The following is a 23529-nucleotide window of genomic DNA, read 5'->3' on the forward strand; positions in this document are numbered from 1 at the left end:
AGACATGTATTGACTGACACTCCGCTTTCGCGAGCAAGCCCGCTCCCACATTTGCTTTGCAGTGTTGCTTAAACCGCGAGAGCCCGTGGCTCATTGCGACGCAGTGCGCGAACCTTGTGCAGGGTGTCGGCGCAGGTGCGTGCCGCTTCCTGGCCCTTGTGCACGAAGTGCTCATAGAAGAACGTATGGTGCTCGCTGCCCGCGTGGAAGTGGTGCGGGGTCAGGGATACCGAGAACACCGGCACTTCGGTTTCCAGCTGGACCTGCATCAGGCCGCTGACCACGGACTGGGCCACGAACTCGTGACGGTAGATCCCGCCGTCCACCACCAGGGCGGCCGCGACGATACCGGCATAACGGCCGGACTTGGCCAGCAGCTTGGCGTGCAGGGGCATTTCAAAGGCGCCGCCGACTTCGAAGAAATCGATGTCCGATTCCTGGTAGCCCTGGGCGATCATTTCGGCGAGGAAACCTTTACGGGATTGGTCGACAATATCCTTGTGCCAGCAGGCCTGGATAAACGCAACGCGCTCGCCGTGATGGTTTTTGCTTTTGCTGTCGATTGCGGTGGGTTGCATGTTCTGACTCCTGTTTAAGAAAAAAACAGGGCGTTATGAATCGAATGGGATTTAAGGGTACGCACAGCTGGCTCATGTGAACATGACGTCAGCGCGGCCCTTAGGTGCCAATCCCGTTCTCTCTTCATCCGGACTATGACCGTCGGCCCCGGGATCACACCGGGTCTGCTGACCTTGTCGCCGTCCTGCCGAGGCAGTTCGAGGCGCCAAGCGCTCGCGGGCTATGCACATTGCGTGCAATTACCGCCGGTGGGGAATTACACCCCGCCCTGAGAACGTTGCCGCCAGAACCCTGGCGGCGGAGAGTTTTTATCATGGTTTTTCAGAAACTGCACGGTTGGTTTATCGATAACCTATATCGGTTTGTTTGGTTGGTATTCGATTGTGCAAGCACGGGGCTTGATATTCCGCGGGTTTGCCCGCAGTAATCGTCAACACAAGAAACGCTCCAATCCGCTAGAGGCTAGTTTGATGAACGTGATTGACCTGCGCAGCGACACAGTGACCCAACCGACCCCTGGCATGCTCGAGGCAATGGCCACTGCCGCCAGCGGCGACGACGTCTACGGCGAGGACCCGAGCGTCAATCGCCTGGAAGCCGAACTGGCCAGGCGCCTGGGTTTTGCCGCCGCGTTGTTCGTGCCCACCGGCACCATGAGCAACCTGCTGGCATTGATGGCGCACTGTGAGCGTGGCGAGGAATACATCGTCGGTCAGCAGGCCCACACCTACAAATACGAAGGCGGCGGCGCGGCGGTTCTCGGCTCGATCCAGCCACAACCCCTGGAAGTGCAGGCCGACGGTTCCCTGAACCTGGAGCACGTGCTGGCCGCGATCAAGCCGGACGACTTCCACTTCGCCCGTACCCGCTTGCTGGCGCTGGAAAACACCATGCAGGGCAAGGTCCTGCCGCTGGAATACCTGGCGGCCGCGCGAGCCTTTACCCGGGAACACGGCCTGGCCTTGCACCTGGACGGCGCGCGGCTCTACAACGCGGCGGTCAAGCTGGGTGTGGATGCGCGGGAAATTGCCCAGCACTTCGATTCGGTGTCGGTGTGCCTGTCCAAGGGCCTGGGCGCGCCGATCGGCTCGGTGCTGTGCGGCTCCACGGCATTGATCGCCAAGGCCCGTCGTTTGCGCAAGATGGTCGGTGGCGGCATGCGCCAGGCCGGTTCGCTGGCGGCGGCGGGGCTGTACGCCCTGGATCACCAGGTGCAGCGCCTGGCCGACGACCACGCCAATGCCCAATGGCTGGGGGATGAACTGCGCAAGGCGGGTTATACGGTGGAGCCGGTGCAGACCAATATGGTCTACGTCGACATCGGTGATCGAGCCCAGGCCTTGAAGGCGTTTGCTGCCGAGCGCGGGATCAAGTTGAGCGCGGCGCCGCGCCTGCGCATGGTCACGCACCTGGACGTCAGCCGGGCGCAGATCGAGCAAGTGCTCGCGACATTTGTCGAGTTTTCCCGGAAATGACAGTGCAGACCGTCTAATTGACTGTTTCTATCACATAAACACGCTGTACCACGGGCAAAGGGCCGATATAATGCGGCCCTTTGCCGTCGCTCCGTCTGATGACGTTTAGCACTGGCCTTTGGCCGCAGCCTCCGTGGAAGAACCTAATGAAAAGCGCAGAAATCCGTGAAGCCTTCCTTCGCTTCTTCGAAGAGCAAGGTCACACCCGTGTCGCCTCCAGCTCCTTGATCCCAGGCAATGACCCAACCCTGCTGTTCACCAACGCGGGGATGAACCAGTTCAAGGACTGCTTCCTGGGCCAGGAAAAGCGCGCCTACACCCGCGCCACCAGCAGCCAGAAGTGCGTACGCGCCGGCGGCAAGAACAGCGACCTGGAAAACGTGGGCTACACCGCCCGCCACCACACATTCTTCGAGATGCTGGGTAACTTCAGCTTCGGCGACTATTTCAAGAAAGACGCGATCACCTTTGCCTGGACCTTCCTGACCGGCGTGCTGAAGCTGCCGAAGGAAAAACTCTGGGTGACCGTCTACGCCACCGATGACGAAGCCTACGACATCTGGACCCAGCAAATCGGGGTGCCGGTCGAGCGCATGATTCGCATCGGCGACAACAAGGGCGCGCCTTACGCGTCCGACAACTTCTGGACCATGGGCGATACCGGCCCGTGCGGCCCGTGCACCGAGATTTTCTACGATCACGGCGCCGACATCTGGGGTGGCCCACCGGGCTCGCCGGAAGAAGACGGCGACCGCTACATCGAAATCTGGAACAACGTGTTCATGCAGTTCAACCGTACCGCCGATGGCGTGTTGCATCCGTTGCCAGCGCCGTCGGTGGACACCGGCATGGGCCTGGAGCGGATCAGTGCGGTGATGCAGCACGTTCACTCCAACTACGAGATCGACCTGTTCACCAACCTGCTGAGCGCTTCGGCGGCGGCCATTGGCTGTGCCAACGACAACCAGTCGTCGCTCAAGGTGGTGTCGGATCACATCCGTTCCTGCGGCTTCCTGATCGCCGATGGCGTGCTGCCGTCGAACGAAGGCCGTGGCTATGTGCTGCGCCGCATCATCCGTCGCGCCTGCCGTCACGGTAACAAGCTGGGCGCCACCGGCAGCTTCTTCTACAAGATCGTTGCCGCGCTGGTGGCCGAGATGGGCGATGCCTTCCCGGAACTCAAGCAGCAGCAAGCCAACATCGAGCGCGTGCTCAAGGCTGAAGAAGAGCAGTTCTCCAAGACCCTGGAGCACGGCCTGAAGATCCTCGAGCAGGACCTGGTCGAGCTCAAGGGCACCGTGGTGCCGGGCGACGTCGTGTTCAAGCTGTACGACACCTACGGTTTCCCGATGGACCTGACCGCCGACATCGCCCGCGAACGCGAGCTGACCATCGACGAGGCCGGGTTTGAGCGTGAGATGGAAGCCCAGCGCGTCCGTGCCCGTTCCGCCAGCTCCTTTGGCCTGGACTACAACACCCTGGTAAAGGTTGATGTGGCGACTTCGTTCATTGGTTACGAAGCCACCGTTGGCTCGGCCAAGATCGTGGCTATCTATAAGGACGGCAAGTCGGTTGACGTGCTGAACGAAGGTGACGAGGGTGTTGTGGTCCTCGACCAGACCCCGTTCTACGCTGAATCCGGTGGCCAGGTTGGCGACTGTGGTTTCCTGAGCTCCACCTCCGGTCGTTTTGAAGTGCGCGACACCACCAAGACCGGCGGTGCGTTCCTGCATCACGGCGTGCTGGTGCTGGGCAACCTGACCGTCGGCGCGCCGGTGGACACTCAGGTAGATGCCGACGTACGGCATGCAACTGCCTTGAACCATTCTGCCACTCACTTGCTGCACGCTGCGTTGCGTCAGGTGCTGGGTGAGCATGTGCAACAGAAGGGTTCGTTGGTCGATAGCCAGCGCCTGCGTTTTGACTTCAGTCATTTCGAGGCGATCAAGCCTGAGCAGTTGAAGGCCCTGGAAGACATCGTCAACGCCGAGATTCGCAAGAACACCCCGGTGGAAACCGAAGAAACCGATATCGAGACCGCCAAGCAAAAAGGCGCCATGGCGCTGTTTGGCGAGAAGTACGGCGACGAAGTGCGCGTATTGAGCATGGGCGGCAGCTTCTCGGTGGAGCTGTGTGGTGGTATTCACGCCAGCCGTACCGGCGACATCGGCCTGCTGAAAATCATCAGCGAAGGCGGCGTGGCTTCCGGCGTACGTCGTATTGAAGCGATCACCGGTGCTGCGGCCCTGGCCTACCTCAATGCGGCAGAAGAACAACTCAAGGAAGCGGCCGGCCTGGTCAAGGGCAGCCGCGACAACCTGATCGACAAGCTCTCCGGCGTACTGGAGCGCAACCGTCAGCTGGAGAAACAGCTGGAGCAGTTGCAGGCCAAGGCGGCCAGCGCGGCGGGCGACGATCTGTCGGCTTCCGCCCTGGACGTCAAGGGTGTGAAAGTGCTGGCCGTACGCCTGGACGGTCAGGACGGCAAGGCGCTGTTGGCCTTGGTCGATCAGTTGAAGAACAAGCTCGGCCGCGCAGTGATCCTGCTCGGCAGTGTCCATGAGGAAAAGGTCGTTCTGGTTGCCGGTGTAACCAAGGACCTGACTGGCCAACTCAAGGCCGGTGATTTGATGAAGCAAGCCGCCGCGGCAGTGGGCGGGAAGGGCGGTGGTCGTCCGGACATGGCGCAAGGCGGTGGTGTTGACGCCGGCGCCCTGGATGCGGCTCTGGCCCTGACCGTGCCGTTTGTCGAGGCAGGTATTTAAGACGCTGTTAATGAGCCCGTGGTCTAGTCGCGGGCTCAGTCAGTGCTGGTTGATTGAATAACAGGCGCCCCTTTACGGGCTGAGGCGGCTTAGAAATGGCTTTGATCGTACAGAAATTTGGAGGCACCTCGGTCGGCTCTGTCGAAAGAATCGAGCAGGTCGCCGACAAGGTTAAGAAATTCCGCGATGCCGGCGATGACCTGGTGGTGGTGCTGTCGGCCATGAGCGGCGAGACCAATCGCCTGATCGATCTGGCCAAGCAAATCAGTGGCGATCAGCAACCGGTTCCCCGTGAACTGGACGTGATCATTTCCACCGGGGAGCAGGTGACCATCGCATTGCTGGCCATGGCGCTGAACAAGCGTGGTGTGCCGGCGGTGTCCTACACTGGCAACCAGGTCCGCATTCTTACGGATAGCGCGCACACTAAAGCCCGCATCCTGCAGATTGATGACCAGAAGATTCGCGCTGACCTGAAAGCCGGTCGTGTGGTAGTTGTCGCCGGTTTCCAGGGCGTCGACGAGCACGGCAACATCACCACCCTCGGTCGTGGCGGTTCCGACACCACTGGCGTGGCCCTGGCGGCAGCCCTGAAGGCTGACGAATGCCAGATCTACACCGATGTGGATGGCGTCTACACCACTGACCCGCGGGTCGTGTCCGTGGCTCAGCGCCTGGACAAGATCACCTTCGAAGAGATGCTGGAAATGGCCAGCCTCGGTTCCAAGGTGTTGCAGATCCGTGCCGTTGAGTTCGCCGGCAAATACAACGTTCCGCTGCGCGTACTGCACAGCTTCAAGGAGGGTCCGGGCACCCTCATTACTATTGATGAAGAGGAATCCATGGAACAGCCGATCATTTCCGGTATCGCTTTCAACCGTGATGAAGCCAAGCTGACTATCCGTGGCGTGCCAGACACCCCGGGCGTGGCTTTCAAGATCCTGGGCCCTATCAGTGGCGCGAACATCGAAGTCGACATGATCGTGCAGAACGTCTCGCACGATAACACCACCGATTTCACCTTCACCGTGCACCGCAACGAGTACGATGCGGCGGAGCGGATCCTGCAGAACACTGCGAAGGAAATCGGCGCCCGTGAAGTGGTCGGCGATACGAAGATTGCCAAGGTGTCGATCGTGGGTGTGGGCATGCGTTCCCATGCGGGCGTTGCCAGCCGCATGTTCGAAGCCCTGGCCAAGGAAAGCATCAACATCCAGATGATCTCCACATCGGAAATCAAGGTGTCGGTGGTGATCGAAGAGAAGTATCTGGAACTGGCTGTACGCGCACTGCATACCGCTTTTGAGCTGGACGCTCCGGCCCGACAGGGCGAGTGATGCGTTGCCAGGAAGGCGCGGTTATCCGCGCCTTTCATTTTTTTGCCGGGTGTGTGGTTAAGACCTGTTCTTTTACCTGCGCTCGACAATACTTAGGCGTGTAGGGCTATGGCCATTTGGTTGTAGGTCGAATGCCTTTTTTTTGCAGACTGTTGTTCCCGAAATGAAATGCGTGAGGAGAAAGGTATGCTGATTCTGACTCGTCGATGCGCAGAAAGCCTGATTATTGGTGATGGCGAAATCACCGTGACCGTGCTCGGCGTCAAAGGCAATCAAGTGCGTATCGGGGTTAACGCTCCGAAAGAGGTGGCTGTCCACCGCGAGGAAATCTACCTGCGGATCAAGAAAGAGAAGGACGAAGAACCAAGCCATTAATTTTTATCGTTTTTTATGTTTGCAAACGGGGATGAAGCTGGTTAATATACGCCCCGTGTTGCGGAGAGCTGGCCGAGTGGCCGAAGGCGCTCCCCTGCTAAGGGAGTACACCTCAAAAGGGTGTCGGGGGTTCGAATCCCCCGTTCTCCGCCATTATTTGCTTAGTACGTTGCAATCTGGTTTTTTCGCTAAGTTGTTGAAACTAAACGAAAAAATAGCTTTACATAGAGATTGAACGGCCTATAATGCGCGGCAACAAATGCACTCGTAGCTCAGCTGGATAGAGTACTCGGCTACGAACCGAGCGGTCACAGGTTCGAATCCTGTCGAGTGCACCAAACAACAAAAAGCCCGCCTAGTGCGGGCTTTTTGCCGTCTGGGGTTTTTATTTCCCGGGGCGCCTTTTTCTCCCGCCCATGTGTTTTCCTTTCAAGCTGCGTCGTCGCAGTTCATATGTGTGGCCAATGCTCAGCTTTGTGTCGCAAGCGCTTGTTCTTTCCAGTTTTTTGACGTTAAAAGCGCCCGCCCGGTGTATCATTGCGCCCGTCAGCCCCGCCGGGGCTTGTGGAACACCTCCATGGACTTACCCAGTAGTTACTCAGTACCCCGTTTTACCAATCATGAATTGACTGATTGATCCTTCCGGCGTGCCCCGCTGCTGGGAGTGGAGTTCGCCTATGACCGAAGTTGAAGTAAAGAAAACACAAGAAAGCCTGCAGGATCGCCTGGCTCAAGTCGTCGAGCTGCTGCAGCGCCAGCGCGTGGTCGAAGACCTGACGCATCGCCAGGAAGGCGCGAACAATGACCGGGTCGAGAACCTGGTCCACCGGCAAAACCTTGTCGAGCTGCAACGCAAGCTCGATGACCTGCACTCCGCCGACGTTGCCTACATCCTCGAAGCCTTGCCGCTGAATGACCGCCTGACCCTTTGGCAGTTGGTCAAGGCTGACCGCGACGGCGACATCCTCCTCGAAGTATCCGACTCGGTCCGTGAAACCCTGATCGCCGACATGGACGATCACGAGCTCCTGGCGGCCGCCAAGGACATGGATGCCGACGAACTCGCTGACCTGGCTTCCGAGCTGCCGCGTGACGTCGTCCATGAGCTGATGGAGACCCTCGACGGCCAGCAGCGCGAGCGTGTGCGCTCGGCGTTGTCCTACGACGAGGAGCAGGTCGGTGCGTTGATGGACTTCGAGATGGTCACCATCCGTGAAGACGTCAGCCTGGAAGTGGTTCTGCGCTACCTGCGCCGGTTGAAAGAGCTGCCAGGCCACACCGACAAGCTGTTCGTGGTCGACTACGAAGGGATCCTCAAGGGCGTACTGCCGATCAAGCGCCTGCTGGTCAATGATCCGGACAAAAAAGTCGCGGACGTCATGGCCAGTGACCCGGTGAGTTTCCATCCGGACGAAGACGCTTACGACGCGGCCCAGGCGTTTGAGCGTTATGACTTGATCTCGGCCCCGGTGGTCGACAAGAACGGCAAGCTGATCGGCCGTCTGACCATCGATGAAATGGTCGACCTGATTCGTGAGGAGAGCGAAAGCGAAGTCCTCAACATGGCCGGTCTGCGGGAAGAAGAGGATATTTTTGCGTCGGTCTGGAAGTCCCTGCGTAACCGCTGGGCCTGGCTGGCGGTGAATTTGATTACCGCGTTTATTGCTTCACGGGTGATCGGCCTGTTTGAAGGCTCCATCGAGAAGCTCGTGGCCCTGGCTGCACTGATGCCGATTGTGGCGGGTATTGGCGGTAACTCGGGTAACCAGACCATCACCATGATCGTCCGCGCCATGGCGCTGGATCAGGTGGGGACCGGGCATGGCAAGCGTTTGATGCGCAAGGAGCTTGCGGTCGCGCTGATCAACGGCCTGGTGTGGGGCGGTGTCATCGGTATCGTGGCGTACCTGCTGTATGGCAGCTGGTCGCTCGGCGTGGTCATGACGGCGGCCATGACGCTTAACCTGCTGCTGGCAGCGTTGATGGGGGTTCTGATTCCAATGACCCTGGTGCGCCTTGGACGAGACCCGGCGATGGGCGCCAGTGTGATGATCACGGCCATGACCGACAGTGGCGGCTTCTTCATCTTCCTGGGCCTGGCAACCATCTTCCTGCTTTGATCCCTTCCATGGATCGGGGGCATTTGCCCCTTGATCCTTTCCTGACCAAATCCCGGGCAAAAAAAAGCCAGCGCATGGCTGGCTTTCAGCTTTCAGTTGCCAATCAGTTGGCTTCTGCAGCTGCCTCAACGTCGTGGGCGATCAGCGAGACGAGAGCATTTTGCTGGCGGTGGGAGAGCTGACGAAAACGCTGCAGCAGTTCGCGTTCGTGCAGTGACAGCTCGGGGCTGTCCAGGCGCATGCTCAGCTCGTCGCCCAGCGCACCTTCCTGAATCAGGCTTTGTTCCAGGCGTGCGATGATTTCGGAGTTCATGCTGCGGTGATGATTGCGAGCCACCTCGGCAATGCGTTCCCGCATTCCGTCTGGCAGACGTACGACGAACTTGTCAGCCGTACGGCTGGAATAAATTGCCTGTTTCAATGGGCGCATATATTTAACCGGTTAGTTCAGGGGAGCGGTTTTTGGAATTGGCCGCAAGATGCATGTTAGGACAAGGTTTGCTGCCAAATGTTCAACCTGAATTGCAAAGAGGCCGCATCATGCCTCAGATTTGCCAGTTCCTTGGCGTCAATTCTGTGACAAATATTGAACCGGCTACCGGCTTTATGCCAGTACTCATTTCAAAATTTGCGGACTGGTTGGAAAACTTTCCGCGGACGCACCCAAATGAGTGTTGAGCCCGCAGACCCTGGGCGCAAAAGGCTTTTCGGGCGCACATCCTATAGCAATATGGCCTTTTGCCCTTAACTTTAAGATTAGTGGCAAATTGCCAATTTACGAATGCGGAGCGACATATGGTCGGCTGTCCGGACGGACAAGCCGAGGCGTGGCAGCGATTTTAGCGAGGGCGACGAGCGGGGGGATTCAGCGCAGTACGGGATCGAATTTGATGCGGCGACCAATGAAGACTGCCAAGACCCACAGAACGCCAAACACGCCGGCGGCGACGAAGGAGACTGTCTGTACGTCTTGCGACAATACGTTCAGGCCGAGGCCGGCGGCGGCCAGTGCCAGGGTCAGAAACAGCCAGGCGGACTTGTTCATGGAATGCTCCGGTAAGCGGTTCAGAAAACCCAGTGTTCAGTGGCAGGAGCAGCTTGAGTGCCCTGGGTCAGTTGCAGTGGGGATTGCATGTTCGGCTTCATGACAGCCAGTTGCGGGCGCTGTTGCAGGTGATGGGGAATCGCCTGGCTGACCTGCGCGGCGTCGTCGGAAGTGGTGGACTGAAAATGGAACATCACCAGCGCAGCCAGTGCAACGGTATTGAGGGCTAGTAGAAGTGCGCTGTTCATGTGCATATTCTCCGCAGATGGCTGGGCCGGACTGTATTTGTAGGATAAAGGATTGCAGGTGTCGTGCCAGTCTTTAATTGACAATAAATCCTTTAAAATCAAACATTTATATAGTGTCCAGATTGCCATGCTGTTGCAATTTGCAATGATGGCATTTTGGGGGAGTGCATTTTGCACGATGGTCCGAACCGTCCGTAATCGTTGAGCGGAATACCACCGGCTGTCACTGGCATGGGCCTACACTCAAAAAGCCAACGGACGACATGACAAAATTCACCTGCGCCGTTAACATGCACGCCGTCCGTCGCCGTGCCCATCGCCGGTTGGCTGTCATTAGTCCCAGTAGCTCAATTGGATAGAGCATCCCCCTCCTAAGGGGAAGGTTGGCCGTTCGAACCGGCCCTGGGACACCACTTCACCGTTGCTGCCCATGCGGCCTCGACGTCCGCAAGCCCCGATCAGATTTATCTGGCGGGGCTTTTTTGTGGCCGGGCGTTTGAGTGCGGCAGTCTTTTCAAACACCAACCGAACCTTGCCCGCGTTTGAGGTTCACACGGGAGGCAAGAGCGGGGCGGCGCAAGTATTCGTCTGCATCCTGTACCTCGCGGGTGACTGGCGAGCGTCTGACACGTAGCCAATTGGCATGAGCAAAATATTCCCCGGCAACCGCATGTTTTGGCTGTCCGGACCCGACGACCCGGGACTATCATTCCGGTAGTCCTGACACCCACAGCAAGGAGCCGCTCGGAACGCCGATGCGCCAGATCTGGAAACCTTTTCGAGCCCTTTATTTTGCTTCCCTGATGATGCTGATCGGCTCTGGCCTGCTCAGTACTTACCTGGCCTTGCGCCTGGCGGCAGATCACGTCGACAGCCTGTGGGTCGGTGCGTTGATGGCCGCCAACTATTTTGGCCTGGTGTTGGGGGGCAAGATCGGTCACCGCCTGATTGGCCGCGTCGGGCATATCCGGGCCTACGCCACCTGTGCCGGGATCGTCGGCGCGGCGGTGTTGGGCCACGGGCTGATCAACTGGCTGCCAGCCTGGATTGTGCTGCGGATGATTGTCGGCCTGGGCATGATGTGCCAGTACATGGTCATCGAGAGCTGGCTTAACGAACAAGCTGAAGCCAAGCAACGCGGTGCGGTGTTCAGCGGCTATATGATCGCCTCGTACCTGGGCCTGGTGCTGGGCCAGTTGATCCTTGTGATGCACCCGCAGTTGGGGCTTGAGTTGCTGATGCTGGTCGCGCTGTGTTTTGCGCTGTGCCTGGTGCCGGTGGCCATGACTCGCCGCATTCACCCGGCGCCGCTGCATCCAGCGCCGATGGAGCCGCGCTTCTTTATCAAGCGGGTGCCGCAGTCCCTCAGTACGGTGTTGGGGGCCGGGCTGATCGTCGGCTCGTTCTACGGCTTGGCGCCGCTGTACGCGTCTCAGCAAGGGCTGACCACCGAGCAGGTCGGCCTGTTCATGGGTAGCTGCATTTTCGCCGGGCTGCTGGTGCAGTGGCCATTGGGCTGGCTGTCCGATCGATATGACCGCGCGCTGTTGATTCGCTGTTTCGCCTTGTGCCTGGCGGTGGCCGCGTTGCCGTTGGCGATCATGACCCAGGTACCACTGGAAGTGCTGTTCGTCGCGGGCTTTCTCTGTTCCCTGGTGCAGTTCTGCCTGTACCCGCTGGCCGTGGCGTTTTCCAACGACCACGTCGAGGGCGATCGCCGGGTGTCGCTCACTGCGATGTTGCTGGTGACCTACGGCATCGGCGCCAGTGTCGGCCCGCTGTTGGCCGGTGTGGTGATGAAACTGTTCGGCAGCCATATGCTGTATGCGTTTTTCAGCGTGTGCGCATTGATCCTGGTGTGGCGCATCCGGCCCAAGGCGGTCACCAACCTGCATCAGGTGGACGACGCACCGCTGCATCACGTGGCGATGCCCGACAGCATGTCCAGCTCGCCCCTGGTAGCATGCCTCGATCCGCGAGTGGACGAACAGGTGGTGCAGGACCAGATGCAGACCGCCGTTGTGGATCCCGAGCCGGAAGTCGATCCCGAACTGGATCAGCCGGAGCCTGTCACCGAGCCACCAGAGCATCCGGACCCGGATGATCACCCCCACGACTTGAGCAGGGCGCGCCCCTGAAAGCAAAAACGGGCAGCCCCCTTGAGGGACTGCCCGTTTTTTTGTCGCGACCTTTATTGTTTAAAGGTCGTCGTCCTTGTCAAACCGGCGCGCTTCACGCTGCAGTTGATACACAAACCGCTCGACCTGGCGCTGCACCAGCCCGCTCATGTTATGAAAACGTAGGCCGGCGAAGGTGGTGTTGATCCTTTCTTCGAAGTGCAGGTAACGCAGTTCTACCGAGGTGGTCATGCTGCCAAAGGGTAGCGCGGCGATAAATCGGTCGTAGACCTGGCCCAGTTGCAGGCGCTCGGAAATATCCCCTTCGAAGCGCAATTTGCAGCCGGTGGCGGAAATATCCAGCAACTTGCCGCTGATGGGGGCCTTGAGTTTGTCGCCGCCCAGTTCGACGCTCACCAGTTGCGCCAGCTTCAGCGCCGCGCGGAAGGCGTTGCGACGCTGATGGTAAATCACCTCGCCAGGCATGCTGCCGCGGTAAATACGGTGGCCGCCGGCTTCATCGAGGGTCAGGGTGCCGTTGCTTTCCCAGGCTACCCGCACCCCCTCGTGAAAACCTTCGATCCGGAAAGCTTCGCCATTCTCGAGGTAGCGTTCGCCGTCGCGCGGGACCATTTCGTCCAGGGCCAGTGTCTTGCTGTCCCGGTCGATTTCCACCAGGTAGCTTTGAAACCGCTGGTTGCGTTCATGGAAGGTGATGATCAGCGGATCATGGCTTTCTTGCAGCATCCGCAAGGTGCCAGCGATTTCCAGCGGCGTGGTGAGTACCTTGGGTGGCTGCGGAGCATCTTCCGCGTTAAGGGTGTTGAACACGGTTCTTCCATCTCCAGACAAAATACGACTACACGCAAGTGCTGTCATTTTGCCAGTATGTGGCGCGACTTGGATAGGGCGCGCTCAAACTGGTTTCAGGCTTGGCTGCGGGTGCTTGGCTTGGCCAGGCGTGAGGTGGAGCCTTGAGCGTTGTAGAGAGCCGGAGGCTCGCCGCCGTGGAGGATACGCAACTGATTGGCGGTCGTGGCTTGCTGAAGCTGGATGGCCTGGCCGTTGAGGAGGTTGGTTTCCTGGCACAGGGTCAGCAACTGGTTGAGTTCTTTGCTCTGGGCCAGCAACTGGTCGCCCACCGTGGAGTGGCTGGCGAGTTGTTCCAGGCCCTTGTGGTCGGCCGTGAGGCCCAGGCTGATCAGAATCTGGCTGCGCTTCTTGCCGTGCTGTTCCAGCAGGACGATCAGCGATTGCTTGCGCGCCAGAATTTCTTCCAGCATGCGCATGTCCCGGCCGTACAGGGCCAGTGATTCTTCTCGAAGGAGCTCCAGCAGCTGCTGTGCGGGAGGCAGGTCTTCAATGATCAGTTGTAGCAAGTTTTCGTCGTGCATGGCTGGCCTTGGGGTTTAAGCGTCCAAAAGCCTGGCGCAGGCCTTTGCCTAGCGCTCGGCTTCGAAGTTAAGCAGTTTGCTGGCTACACGGTTGCTGTCGACCTTATAGCTGCCATCGGCAATCGCCTGTTTCAATTCGGCCACACGGGCTTTATTGACAACTGGCTGATCGCTCAGCGAGTCAGTGACCTTCTGCAACTGTTGAGCCTCATTGCTCAGGTGTACCGATTCCCCGCTTTGGCTCGCACCGGCCTGTTCTGTCTTGGCAGGCAGAGGCTGGGACTTGGCTTCAACGCTGTCTTTGGCACCGTTGGTGCGCGAAGAGCCGGGCGTTGGCAGGGCGTTATTCAAACGACTGAAATCGATGACCATGTTAAAAAAACCTCTGGGTATTTGGACGCTTGCCATGTTTTCGGCCATACCCGGACAAACTTTAGGCTCGATTGACAATAAACCTATGCGCGATGCCGCTTTGCGCACAGTGTAGGAAAAGCTGGCGTCCGATGCCAGTGATCTATAAAGCCACCTCAACCTGCCCCGGCGCAGTCACCCGGGCCTTGATCACGCGGTTGGAATTCAGGTTCTTGACGCGAATCTGTTCACTCATGCCGCCGTTGGACAGGGCTTCCCCCGGCATTTTTACATTCAGGCCACCGCTGCTGGCGGAAATCACCACCTGGTCACCTTTGCGCACGACTTCGGCCTGCTCGAGATGGACCAGGGTAATCACCTGGTCAGCAACCATTGGTCGGGTAAGTTTCTGCCCGAGTGCCTGGTCAAGGGACGTGAGGTAGCTCTGGGTGATCATGCTGATGTCGCGCTCGCGCATCGCGACGTCATCATAACCAATGATTCCGGTACGTTTCAGCGGGCGCGTCACCACCACCACTTCGCGAAACAGTTTGACCTGGGCGGGCACGAACACCGTCCAGGGCGAGGCGCCTTCGCAGCGCACTTTCACGGTCACGCGCCCGATGGGCTGGGCGGGGCTTTCCAGGGAAGCTGTCAATTCTCTGTCGCACATGGGCATGCGCAGGCGCGGATCCAGCTGGTTGACCTGGATTTCGTAGCGGCCCGGTGTCTGCGTCGTGGCCAGATAATCTTCTACAGTGAACTCAAGAAAGCCTTGAGTGACGCCGATAAGCAGATCAGGCAAGGTGACGTTATCGGCGCGGGCCGGCTGGCCCGTAGCCAAGGCAAGCAACGCCATCGAGACGCAGAGCAATCTGCGGTACTGTGGGGATCGGAGGCGTCGGGAAACTGTCGTTTTGATGTCCATGGCCAATAAAAAAGCAAAGCTCGTGCCGTTTAGTGTTGGGTACGCGTCGTACCCCTAAGTTTTAGCGTAGGAGTCTGGGCATGGCCGGTGTAATGGATTCAGTGAACCAGCGCACACAGCTGGTGGGGCAGAATCGCCTGGAGTTGCTGTTGTTCCGTCTGGACGGCAAGCAGCTGTACGGGATTAATGTCTTCAAGGTTCGCGAAGTGCTGCAGTGTCCCAAGCTGACAATAATGCCCAAGTCCAGCCCGGTGGTTTGCGGTGTGGCCAACATTCGTGGCGCGACCATCCCGATTCTTGACCTGGCAATGGCCACCGGTTCGGCGGGATTGCAGGACCGCGAGAGCCCGTTCGTGATCATTACCGAGTACAACACCAAGACCCAGGGTTTCCTGGTGCGCTCGGTGGAGCGCATCGTCAACATGAACTGGGAAGAGATCCATCCGCCGCCCAAGGGCACCGGTCGCGATCACTACCTCACGGCGGTGACGCGGGTCGACAACCAGTTGGTGGAAATCATCGACGTGGAGAAAATCCTCGCCGAAGTGGCCCCGACCTCCGAGGCGATATCGGTGGGTGTGGTAGACGCCGAAACCGCGCACAAGGCGATCTCGCTGCGGGTGCTGACGGTGGACGACTCTTCGGTTGCGCGCAAGCAGGTGTCCCGTTGCATGCAGACCGTTGGGGTCGAAGTGGTCGCGCTCAATGACGGTCGCCAGGCCCTGGATTACCTGCGCAAGCTGGTGGATGAGGGCAAGAAGCCGGAAGAAGAATTCCTGATGATGATCTCCGACATCGAGATGCCGGAAATGGACGGCTACACCCTCACGGCCGAGATACGCAACGACCCACGCATGCAAAAACTACATATCATCCTGCATACTTCGTTGTCGGGTGTATTCAATCAGGCGATGGTCAAGAAGGTCGGTGCCGATGACTTCCTGGCCAAATTCCGCCCTGATGACCTGGCATCCCGGGTAGTCGACCGGATCAAGGCAGCAGATCACGGCTAGGGGCCTTTTCCCTGGCGGTCACACGATTTAAGAGGCGGTATCATTGTCTACGGGTAATTTGGATTTCGAACAGTTCCGGGTCTTCCTGGAAAAGGCCTGTGGCATATTGCTCGGTGAAAACAAGCAGTACCTGGTATCCAGCCGTCTCAACAAACTGATGGAGCAGCAAGGCATCAAGTCCCTCGGGGAGTTGGTGCAACGGATCCAGGGCCAGCCACGCAGCGGGCTCAAGGAGATGGTGGTCGACGCCATGACCACCAACGAAACCTTGTGGTTTCGCGATACCTATCCGTTTGAAGTGCTCAAGAACAAGGTGCTGCCCGAGGCGATCAAGGCCGCTCCCGGCCAGCGTCTGCGCATCTGGTCGGCGGCCTGTTCGTCGGGACAGGAACCGTATTCGATTTCGATGGCCATCGATGAGTTCGAGCGGACCAACATGGGCCAGTTGAAAGCCGGGGCGCAAATCGTGGCCACGGATTTGTCCGGCACCATGCTCACCAACTGCAAGACCGGCGAGTACGACAGCCTGGCGCTGGGGCGCGGGTTGTCCCAGGAGCGCTTGCAGCGTTTCTTCGATCCCAAGGGAGCAGGGCGTTGGGCGGTCAAGGCGCCGATCAAGAGCCGGGTGGAGTTTCGTTCGTTCAACCTGCTGGACAGTTATGCCAGCCTGGGCAAGTTCGACATGGTGTTTTGCCGCAACGTGCTGATCTACTTCTCGGCCGAGGTGAAGAAAGACATTCTGTTGCGCATCCACGGCACCCTCAAGCGTGGCGGTTATCTGTTCCTGGGGGCTTCCGAGGCGCTGAACGGTTTGCCGGATCATTACCAGATGGTGCAGTGCAGTCCTGGAATCATTTACCAGGCCAAGTGATGAGTGCTTGGACAAAAAGGGAGGCCTGCACAGGCCTCCCTTTTTTTATGGCCGCAAAGCGGCAAGCCCTCATTGCCGCTTTACTGGCGTTTCGCGGAAACCCTTTGCCGCTTTTCTGGCATTGCCGCCGGCAATTCCCTCGCAAACCCTTGATTTACGGGGCTCAAGCAACTTGGCATGGCCCTTGCTAAATCCTTGTTACGAAAAGCAGGTCAGCCCCTAAAGGTTTCCGCCATGAGCATCAGCTTCGATAAAGCGCTCGGTATCCACGAACAAGCACTGGGCTTTCGCGCCCAGCGTGCCGAAGTCCTGGCCAACAACATCGCCAACGCCGACACCCCGAACTACAAGGCTCGGGACCTGGACTTCTCTGCCGTGCTCGCCGCCCAGCAAGACAAGACCAAGAACGGCACCTTCGCCCTGAACATGACCAACAGCCGTCATATCGAGGCGCAAGGCCTGGGCAATGGTGACGAGTCGCTGCTGTATCGCACGCCGATGCAACCGTCGATCGACCAGAACACCGTGGACGCCCAGTTGGAGCAATCGGCCTACGCCGAGAACTCAGTGAACTTCCAGGCCAGCTTTACCCTGCTCAACAGCAAATTCAAAGGGCTGATGTCAGCCCTGCGTGGAGAATAAGCCATGTCCCTCGCCAGTGTTTTCAATATTGCCGGTAGTGGCATGAGTGCGCAGACCACGCGCCTCAACACCGTCGCCAGTAACATCGCCAACGCCGAGACCGTGTCTTCGAGCATCGACCAGACCTACCGTGCCCGGCACCCGGTGTTCGCCACCATGTTCCAGGGCGGCCAGGGCGGCCAGAGTGGCAGCGGCGATTCGCTGTTCCAGAACCAGGATGCCGCAGGCCAGGGCGTGCAGGTGCTCGGTGTGGTCGAAGACCAGAGCAACCTCGAAGCCCGCTACGAGCCGAACCATCCTGCCGCGAACGAAAAAGGGTACGTGTACTACCCCAACGTCAACGTGGTCGAGGAAATGGCCGACATGATTTCCGCCAGCCGCTCGTTCCAGACCAACGCGGAAATGATGAACACCGCCAAAACCATGATGCAGAAGGTCCTGACCCTGGGTCAGTGATAAGGGGCGCCAAATAATGGCCATTGTTGATAACAGTTCGACGAACACGGCAGTCCAGGACCTTTTTAACTCCAAGGTCAAGACGGCGACAGATAACACCAGCGTCGGTGACGCCGCCAAGTCGGCGACGGGCAACCAGGCGATGGGCAAGGACGCGTTCCTGCAATTGCTGGTGACCCAGCTGAAAAACCAGGACCCGCTGTCGCCCCAGGACAATGGCGCGTTCGTCGCACAGTTGGCGCAGTTCAGCAGTCTGGAAGGCATCAACAACCTGAATGACTCGGTGAATGCGATTTCCAGCAACTTCAGCTCCTCCCAGGCGCTGCAGGCTTCGTCGCTGGTGGGGCGTTCGGTCATCACCCAGACCGACAAGGCGATGGTGGATACCAGCAAGAGCATGACCGGTTCCGTGGCGGTGACGGCGGCGACGGGCAACGTCTCCGTCAAGATCACCGACAAGGATGGCAACGTCGTTCGCACCATCGACATGGGCGCCCAGAGCGCCGGCAACTCCAGCTTCGTCTGGGACGGCAAGACCGATGCGGGTGAGACGGCGCCACCCGGCACCTACACCTTCAATGCCACCACCAAGAATGACAAGGGTGACTCGGTGGCCCTCGCCACCTCGCTGCCGGCAACGGTGACCAGCGTAACCCTGGGCACGAACGGCGCTGAAATGGTGCTGAACCTGGCGGGCGGCCTGGGCAGTATCAAGCTGTCGCAAATTCAGACTATCGGTACATAGAGCCGGCTAAATACGGCAAAAGGAGAGAACAATGTCTTTTAACATCGGCCTTAGCGGCCTCTATGCGGCCAACAAACAACTGGACGTGACGGGTAACAACATCGCCAACGTCGCGACCACCGGCTTCAAGTCGTCCCGTGCGGAATTCGCGGATATCTACGCGGCTTCCAAGCTGGGTACCGGCCAGAACAGCGTCGGCAACGGCGTGAACCTGGCGGCCGTGTCCCAGCAGTTCACCCAGGGTGACGTCAACAACAGCGGCGGCACGCTCGACATGGCGATCCAGGGCGGCGGCTTCTTCGTGCAGAAGGGCAGCGACGGTTCGCTGGAATACACCCGCAACGGTGCGTTCCGGGCCGACAAGGACGGCTACATCACCAACAACACCGGCACCTCGCGGCTGCAAGGCTACGCAGCGGATGCCGATGGCAACATCCAGAAGGGCGGCTTGACCGACCTGCAGCTCAACCTGTCGTACCTGCCGCCGAAGGCTTCGAGCAAGGTGGATTCCACCAGTAACCTGAACTCCTCCGAGACGGCGATCGACCAGACGGCGCACCCGTTTGATCCGACCAAATCGGACAGCTTCACCACTCAATATTCCACCACGCTGTACGATACGCAGGGCAACGCGCATCCGATGGTGCAGTACCTGGTGAAGACCGACTCCAACACCTGGAAGTCCTACACCCTGATCGATGGGCGCAACCCTGACGGCTCGCCGATCAGCGGCACCGGTACTGACGTGAAGGCGCCAGTCGCCTCGACGCTGTCGTTTGACACCTCCGGCAAGCTGACCGGGATCGTTACCCCGCCAGCCACCGCTTCCAATACCACCCTGACCATTTCCGACTGGAAGCCGGGCGGCCTGGTCAATGGTGTCTGGACGCCTAACGGTGCGGCCGCCAACGCAGACGGCGTGGCCGTCAACATGGGGAACATCACCCAGTACAACTCCGCCACCTACCGCAACCCGCCGACCACCGATGGCTACGCCACCGGGCAAATCACCGGGCTGAAAATCGACGGCAGCGGCGTACTGTTCGCCACGTTCAGCAACCAGCAGAGCAAGGCCATCGGCCAGATCTCCCTGGCCAGCTTCAACAACGAGCAGGGCCTGCAGCCAGCCGGTGGCACCACCTGGAAAGAAACCTTCGCGTCGGGCCAGCCGGGTTTTGATACCCCGCAAGTCGGCACCCTGGGTTCGATCGTGGCCAACTCCCTGGAGAACTCCAACGTCAACCTGACCAACGAGCTGGTGGACCTGATCAAGGCCCAGAGCAACTATCAGGCGAACGCCAAGACCATCTCCACCCAAAGCACCATCATGCAGACCATCATTCAGATGACCTGATGTTGTCGCTTTAACTCGCTTTACCGAAAAGCCCCTCACGTGAGGGGCTTTTTTTTGGACGTTCAGATAACGCCTATAGGCGGGGGCGTCACAGGCGGATACACGGCTGTCGGAACGGTACAAGGCCAGCCGGGCGATATCTGGAGCGGATTCAGTCAGGGCCCTGGCGGCAACTGCATCACTGTTTCAGCGATAAAAGTCGCCATGATGCACGTCGGCCAGAAGTCCACCGATGTTTTCAAGGAGGTGAAATACGTGCGCGAATCGCGATGGTGTTGTTCCAGGCAAAAGAAAACCCCCGATACGCCGTAGGCCTATCGGGGGTTTTTCAACCTTGGGTGGTTATACCCAGGGTGTGCTCAGCTTATTGGCAAGCTTCGCAATCCGGCTCGTCGATCGCGCAGGCTTTAGGCACTGGCGCCGGGCCGGCAGGTGCGGCGAGAACCGAATCATCACCGTGGTTGCCGCCGCTGGAAACAGCGTTCAGCTTGCCGGTGTTGATGGTCGACTTCTCGGTGCTGGTGGCAGCCAGGGCACGGAGGTAGTAAGTGGTTTTCAGGCCACGGTACCAGGCCATGCGGTAGGTCACGTCGAGCTTCTTGCCCGATGCGCCGGCGATGTACAGGTTCAGCGACTGAGCCTGGTCGATCCACTTCTGGCGACGGCTGGCGGCGTCGACGATCCACTTGGTGTCCACTTCGAAGGCAGTCGCGTAGAGCTCTTTGAGTTCTTGCGGGATGCGCTCGATCTGCTGCACCGAACCGTCGTAGTACTTCAGGTCGTTGATCATGACCGAGTCCCACAGGCCGCGGGCTTTCAGGTCGCGAACCAGGTACGGGTTGATCACGGTGAATTCGCCCGACAGGTTCGATTTCACATACAGGTTCTGGTAGGTCGGTTCGATCGACTGCGACACGCCGGTGATGTTGGCGATGGTGGCGGTCGGTGCGATGGCCATGATGTTGGAGTTACGAATGCCTTTCTGCACACGGGCACGTACCGGCGCCCAGTCCAGGGATTCGTTCAGGTCAACGTCGATGTACTTCTGGCCACGTTGCTCGATCAGGATCTGTTGCGAATCCAGCGGCAGGATGCCTTTGGACCACAGCGAACCCTGGAACGTCTCGTAGGCGCCACGCTCGTCGGCCAGGTCGCAGGAAGCCTGGATCGCGTAGTAGCTGACCGCTTCCATGGACTTGTCGGCGAACTCGACTGCAGCGTCCGAACCGTAAGGAATGTGCTGCAGGTACAGCGCGTCCTGGAAGCCCATGATGCCCAGGCCGACCGGACGGTGCTTGAAGTTGGAGTTCTGCGCCTGGGGTACCGAGTAGTAGTTGATGTCGATAACGTTATCGAGCATGCGAACGGCGGTGTTCACGGTGCGTTCCAGCTTGGCGGTGTCCAGCTTGCCGTTGACGATGTGGTTCGGCAGGTTGATCGAGCCCAGGTTGCAAACGGCGATCTCGTCCTTGTTGGTGTTCAAGGTGATCTCGGTGCACAGGTTCGAGCTGTGGACCACGCCCACGTGCTGCTGCGGGCTGCGCAGGTTGCACGGGTCTTTGAAGGTCAGCCATGGGTGGCCGGTTTCAAACAGCATGGAGAGCATTTTGCGCCACAGGTCTTTGGCCTGGATGGTCTTGAACAGCTTGACCTTGCCCGGGTATTCGGTGAGGGCTTCGTAGTACTCGTAGCGCTCTTCGAAAGCCTTGCCGGTCAGGTCGTGCAGGTCCGGTACTTCGGATGGCGAGAACAGGGTCCACTTGCCGTCATCGAAGACGCGCTTCATGAACAGGTCAGGGATCCAGTTGGCGGTGTTCATGTCGTGGGTACGACGACGGTCATCACCGGTGTTCTTGCGCAGCTCGATGAACTCTTCGATGTCCATGTGCCAGGTTTCCAGGTAGGCACATACAGCGCCCTTGCGCTTGCCACCCTGGTTCACGGCTACGGCGGTGTCGTTCACTACTTTGAGGAACGGTACAACGCCCTGGGACTTGCCGTTGGTGCCCTTGATGTACGAACCCAGTGCACGCACCGGGGTCCAGTCGTTACCCAGGCCGCCGGCGAATTTGGACAGCATGGCGTTGTCGTGGATCGCGTGGTAGATGCCCGACAGGTCATCCGGCACGGTGGTCAGGTAGCAGCTGGACAGCTGTGGACGCAGGGTGCCGGCGTTGAACAGGGTCGGGGTCGACGACATGTAGTCGAAGGACGACAACAGGTTGTAGAACTCGATGGCACGGTCTTCTTTGTGCTTCTCTTCGATCGCCAGGCCCATGGCCACGCGCATGAAGAACACTTGCGGCAGTTCGAAGCGGATCCCGTCCTTGTGGATGAAGTAACGGTCGTACAGGGTTTGCAGGCCCAGGTAAGTGAACTGCTGGTCGCGCTCGTGGTTGATCGCCTTGCCGAGTTTTTCCAGGTCGAAGGTGGCCAGGATCGGGTTCAGCAATTCGAATTCGATACCCTTGGCGATGTAGGCCGGCAGGGCCTTGGCGTACAGGTCGGCCATCTCGTGGTGGGTGGCGCTGTCGGCGACTTTCAGGAAGCCCAGGCCTTCGGCACGCAGGGTGTCCATCAGCAGGCGCGCGGTGACGAACGAGTAGTTCGGCTCACGCTCGACCAGGGTACGGGCGGTCATCACCAGTGCGGTGTTGACGTCGGTCAGGGCCACGCCGTCGTACAGGTTCTTCAGGGTTTCGCGCTGGATCAGGTCGCCATCGACTTCTTCCAGGCCTTCGCAGGCCTCGGTGATGATGGTGTTCAGGCGGCCCAGGTCCAGCGGTGCAAATGTACCGTCGGCCAGGGTGATGCGGATCGACGGGTGAGCTTGTACGGCAGCTTCTTCGGCCGGGGAACGTACGGCACGTTCCTTGGCGCGCGAGTCACGGTAGATCACGTAGTCGCGGGCGACTTTCTGCTCGCCGGCACGCATCAGGGCCAGTTCGACCTGGTCCTGGATTTCTTCGATGTGAATGGTGCCGCCCGATGGCATGCGACGCTTGAAGGTTGCGGTGACCTGTTCGGTCAGGCGGGCAACGGTGTCGTGGATGCGCGACGAGGCAGCAGCGGTGCCGCCTTCAACTGCAAGAAACGCTTTGGTGATCGCGACGGTGATTTTGTCATCGGTGTAAGGAACGACAGTGCCGTTACGCTTGATCACACGCAATTGGCCGGGCGCGGTGGCGGACAGATCCAGGTTCGAATCAGCGGCCTGCGGCACGGAGCCCTGCGGGTTCTCGCGAGTTGTGTCGGTTTGCATGGGGGGTTGTCTCCACATTCTATATTTATTTGGGCACCATCACGGTGCCCACCGTTCCGTCCTGAAGCACTTACAACAGGCCAGGGGCCTGGCATAACAACTTCGGGACAGGAGGAAGGGAGCTGTTCGCGCCGCTTCCATGCCGAAGTCTTCGGTTACAAGCCTTGGGGCTCTTTACCGTATTCCTGGTGGGTGACAGTTTCGTACTGCAACACCCGTACCGTTTTCGCCTGATCGGGGCAGAAAACGGCTGCCATCCGCGTGCGCGGTTTGGTCTTCTGAAAAAGGCTTAAGTTCACCAAACAGGAGCAAGAAAGAGCTTGAGTTTCTTGTCTGATTTGTGTTTGGTCTTTTCGCTGAAAACCCTACATGTAGGGTTTTTTTGGCGACGACCTACAAGATAATGCGTTTTGGGGGGCTTAGCAACGGACTACCTGTGGATAACGCTGTGG

General features: G+C 59.0%; 21 protein-coding genes, 3 tRNA genes and 1 riboswitch. Of the genes, 15 read left to right on the forward strand and 9 right to left on the reverse strand.

Annotation, left to right across the window (positions count from 1 at the left end; translation table 11 throughout):
- Positions 1–68 precede the first annotated feature (68 nt).
- Positions 69–578 (reverse strand): 6,7-dimethyl-8-ribityllumazine synthase, encoded by a 510-nt coding sequence (locus ACW9I6_RS15475; RefSeq protein ID WP_003214313.1) that lies wholly within the window; start codon positions 576–578, stop codon positions 69–71.
- Positions 579–689: 111 nt separating this feature from the next.
- Positions 690–859: riboswitch (FMN riboswitch) on the reverse strand.
- Positions 860–1049: 190 nt separating this feature from the next.
- Between ACW9I6_RS15475 and ltaE the strand changes: the two genes are divergently transcribed.
- The 7 genes from ltaE (at position 1050) to mgtE (ending at position 8651) form a co-directional block, all read left to right on the forward strand.
- Positions 1050–2054, forward strand: a complete 1005-nt coding sequence (ltaE, locus tag ACW9I6_RS15480; protein ID WP_102606409.1) for a low-specificity L-threonine aldolase — start codon at positions 1050–1052, stop codon at positions 2052–2054.
- A gap of 146 nt (positions 2055–2200) precedes the next feature.
- On the forward strand, positions 2201–4819 hold the full coding sequence (gene alaS / locus ACW9I6_RS15485; RefSeq protein ID WP_003214310.1) for an alanine--tRNA ligase: 2619 nt from the start codon (positions 2201–2203) through the stop codon (positions 4817–4819).
- Between the two features lie 95 nt (positions 4820–4914).
- A complete protein-coding gene (locus ACW9I6_RS15490; RefSeq protein WP_003214308.1) occupies positions 4915–6156 on the forward strand; it encodes an aspartate kinase in 1242 nt (413 codons plus the stop codon).
- Between the two features lie 186 nt (positions 6157–6342).
- Entirely contained in the window at positions 6343–6531 is a 189-nt protein-coding gene (gene csrA, locus ACW9I6_RS15495) for a carbon storage regulator CsrA (RefSeq protein ID WP_002554426.1), read from the forward strand.
- 62 nt (positions 6532–6593) lie between these two features.
- Positions 6594–6684, forward strand: a tRNA-Ser gene (locus ACW9I6_RS15500).
- A 108-nt stretch (positions 6685–6792) separates the two neighbouring features.
- A tRNA-Arg gene (locus ACW9I6_RS15505) sits at positions 6793–6869 on the forward strand.
- 339 nt (positions 6870–7208) lie between these two features.
- Entirely contained in the window at positions 7209–8651 is a 1443-nt protein-coding gene (gene mgtE / locus ACW9I6_RS15510; protein WP_003214265.1) for a magnesium transporter, read from the forward strand.
- A 103-nt stretch (positions 8652–8754) separates the two neighbouring features.
- Here the strand turns inward: mgtE and ACW9I6_RS15515 are convergent, their stop codons facing one another.
- From ACW9I6_RS15515 to ACW9I6_RS15525, 3 genes are all read right to left on the reverse strand, one after another.
- Positions 8755–9081, reverse strand: coding sequence for an Arc family DNA-binding protein (locus tag ACW9I6_RS15515; RefSeq protein WP_003175643.1), 327 nt, complete (start codon positions 9079–9081; stop codon positions 8755–8757).
- A 435-nt stretch (positions 9082–9516) separates the two neighbouring features.
- Positions 9517–9696 (reverse strand): PA3371 family protein, encoded by a 180-nt coding sequence (locus ACW9I6_RS15520; RefSeq protein WP_457339513.1) that lies wholly within the window; start codon positions 9694–9696, stop codon positions 9517–9519.
- A gap of 20 nt (positions 9697–9716) precedes the next feature.
- A complete protein-coding gene (locus ACW9I6_RS15525) occupies positions 9717–9944 on the reverse strand; it encodes a hypothetical protein (protein ID WP_003214261.1) in 228 nt (75 codons plus the stop codon).
- A gap of 336 nt (positions 9945–10280) precedes the next feature.
- On the opposite strand from ACW9I6_RS15525, the gene ACW9I6_RS15530 reads away from it, so the two are divergent.
- Positions 10281–10357, forward strand: a tRNA-Arg gene (locus ACW9I6_RS15530).
- A 342-nt stretch (positions 10358–10699) separates the two neighbouring features.
- Positions 10700–12082: an MFS transporter gene (locus tag ACW9I6_RS15535; RefSeq protein ID WP_003214260.1), complete on the forward strand. Its 1383-nt coding sequence runs from the start codon at positions 10700–10702 to the stop codon at positions 12080–12082.
- Positions 12083–12142: 60 nt separating this feature from the next.
- Here ACW9I6_RS15535 and ACW9I6_RS15540 read toward each other — a convergent pair whose 3' ends face one another.
- The 4 genes from ACW9I6_RS15540 to flgA form a co-directional block, all read right to left on the reverse strand.
- Entirely contained in the window at positions 12143–12892 is a 750-nt protein-coding gene (locus ACW9I6_RS15540; protein ID WP_003214258.1) for a flagellar brake protein, read from the reverse strand.
- A gap of 95 nt (positions 12893–12987) precedes the next feature.
- Positions 12988–13455, reverse strand: coding sequence for a flagellar protein FlgN (flgN, locus tag ACW9I6_RS15545; protein ID WP_003214256.1), 468 nt, complete (start codon positions 13453–13455; stop codon positions 12988–12990).
- A 48-nt stretch (positions 13456–13503) separates the two neighbouring features.
- Positions 13504–13827, reverse strand: coding sequence for a flagellar biosynthesis anti-sigma factor FlgM (flgM, locus tag ACW9I6_RS15550; protein ID WP_003214254.1), 324 nt, complete (start codon positions 13825–13827; stop codon positions 13504–13506).
- Between the two features lie 142 nt (positions 13828–13969).
- The gene (gene flgA / locus ACW9I6_RS15555) at positions 13970–14734 is read right to left on the reverse strand and encodes a flagellar basal body P-ring formation chaperone FlgA (RefSeq protein ID WP_032899382.1); all 765 of its coding nucleotides are present in this window, start codon (positions 14732–14734) and stop codon (positions 13970–13972) included.
- A gap of 80 nt (positions 14735–14814) precedes the next feature.
- Between flgA and ACW9I6_RS15560 the strand changes: the two genes are divergently transcribed.
- The 6 genes from ACW9I6_RS15560 (at position 14815) to flgE (ending at position 19815) form a co-directional block, all read left to right on the forward strand.
- Complete coding sequence (locus ACW9I6_RS15560) at positions 14815–15747, forward strand: chemotaxis protein CheV (protein WP_457339514.1); 933 nt, start codon at positions 14815–14817, stop codon at positions 15745–15747.
- A gap of 43 nt (positions 15748–15790) precedes the next feature.
- Positions 15791–16618 carry a protein-glutamate O-methyltransferase CheR gene (gene cheR, locus ACW9I6_RS15565; protein ID WP_003214248.1) on the forward strand — a complete coding sequence of 276 codons (828 nt, stop codon included), beginning with the start codon at positions 15791–15793 and terminating at the stop codon, positions 16616–16618.
- Positions 16619–16852: 234 nt separating this feature from the next.
- On the forward strand, positions 16853–17260 hold the full coding sequence (gene flgB / locus ACW9I6_RS15570; RefSeq protein WP_003214246.1) for a flagellar basal body rod protein FlgB: 408 nt from the start codon (positions 16853–16855) through the stop codon (positions 17258–17260).
- Positions 17261–17263: 3 nt separating this feature from the next.
- Positions 17264–17716, forward strand: coding sequence for a flagellar basal body rod protein FlgC (gene flgC, locus ACW9I6_RS15575; protein ID WP_003214244.1), 453 nt, complete (start codon positions 17264–17266; stop codon positions 17714–17716).
- A gap of 16 nt (positions 17717–17732) precedes the next feature.
- Positions 17733–18461 (forward strand): flagellar hook assembly protein FlgD, encoded by a 729-nt coding sequence (flgD, locus tag ACW9I6_RS15580; RefSeq protein ID WP_003214242.1) that lies wholly within the window; start codon positions 17733–17735, stop codon positions 18459–18461.
- Between the two features lie 31 nt (positions 18462–18492).
- Entirely contained in the window at positions 18493–19815 is a 1323-nt protein-coding gene (gene flgE, locus ACW9I6_RS15585) for a flagellar hook protein FlgE (RefSeq protein WP_087694478.1), read from the forward strand.
- A 364-nt stretch (positions 19816–20179) separates the two neighbouring features.
- Here the strand turns inward: flgE and ACW9I6_RS15590 are convergent, their stop codons facing one another.
- Positions 20180–23077, reverse strand: coding sequence for a ribonucleoside-diphosphate reductase subunit alpha (locus tag ACW9I6_RS15590; protein ID WP_003214238.1), 2898 nt, complete (start codon positions 23075–23077; stop codon positions 20180–20182).
- Positions 23078–23529 lie beyond the last annotated feature (452 nt).

It is taken from the genome of Pseudomonas sp. SDO5522_S412 (assembly GCF_054071215.1).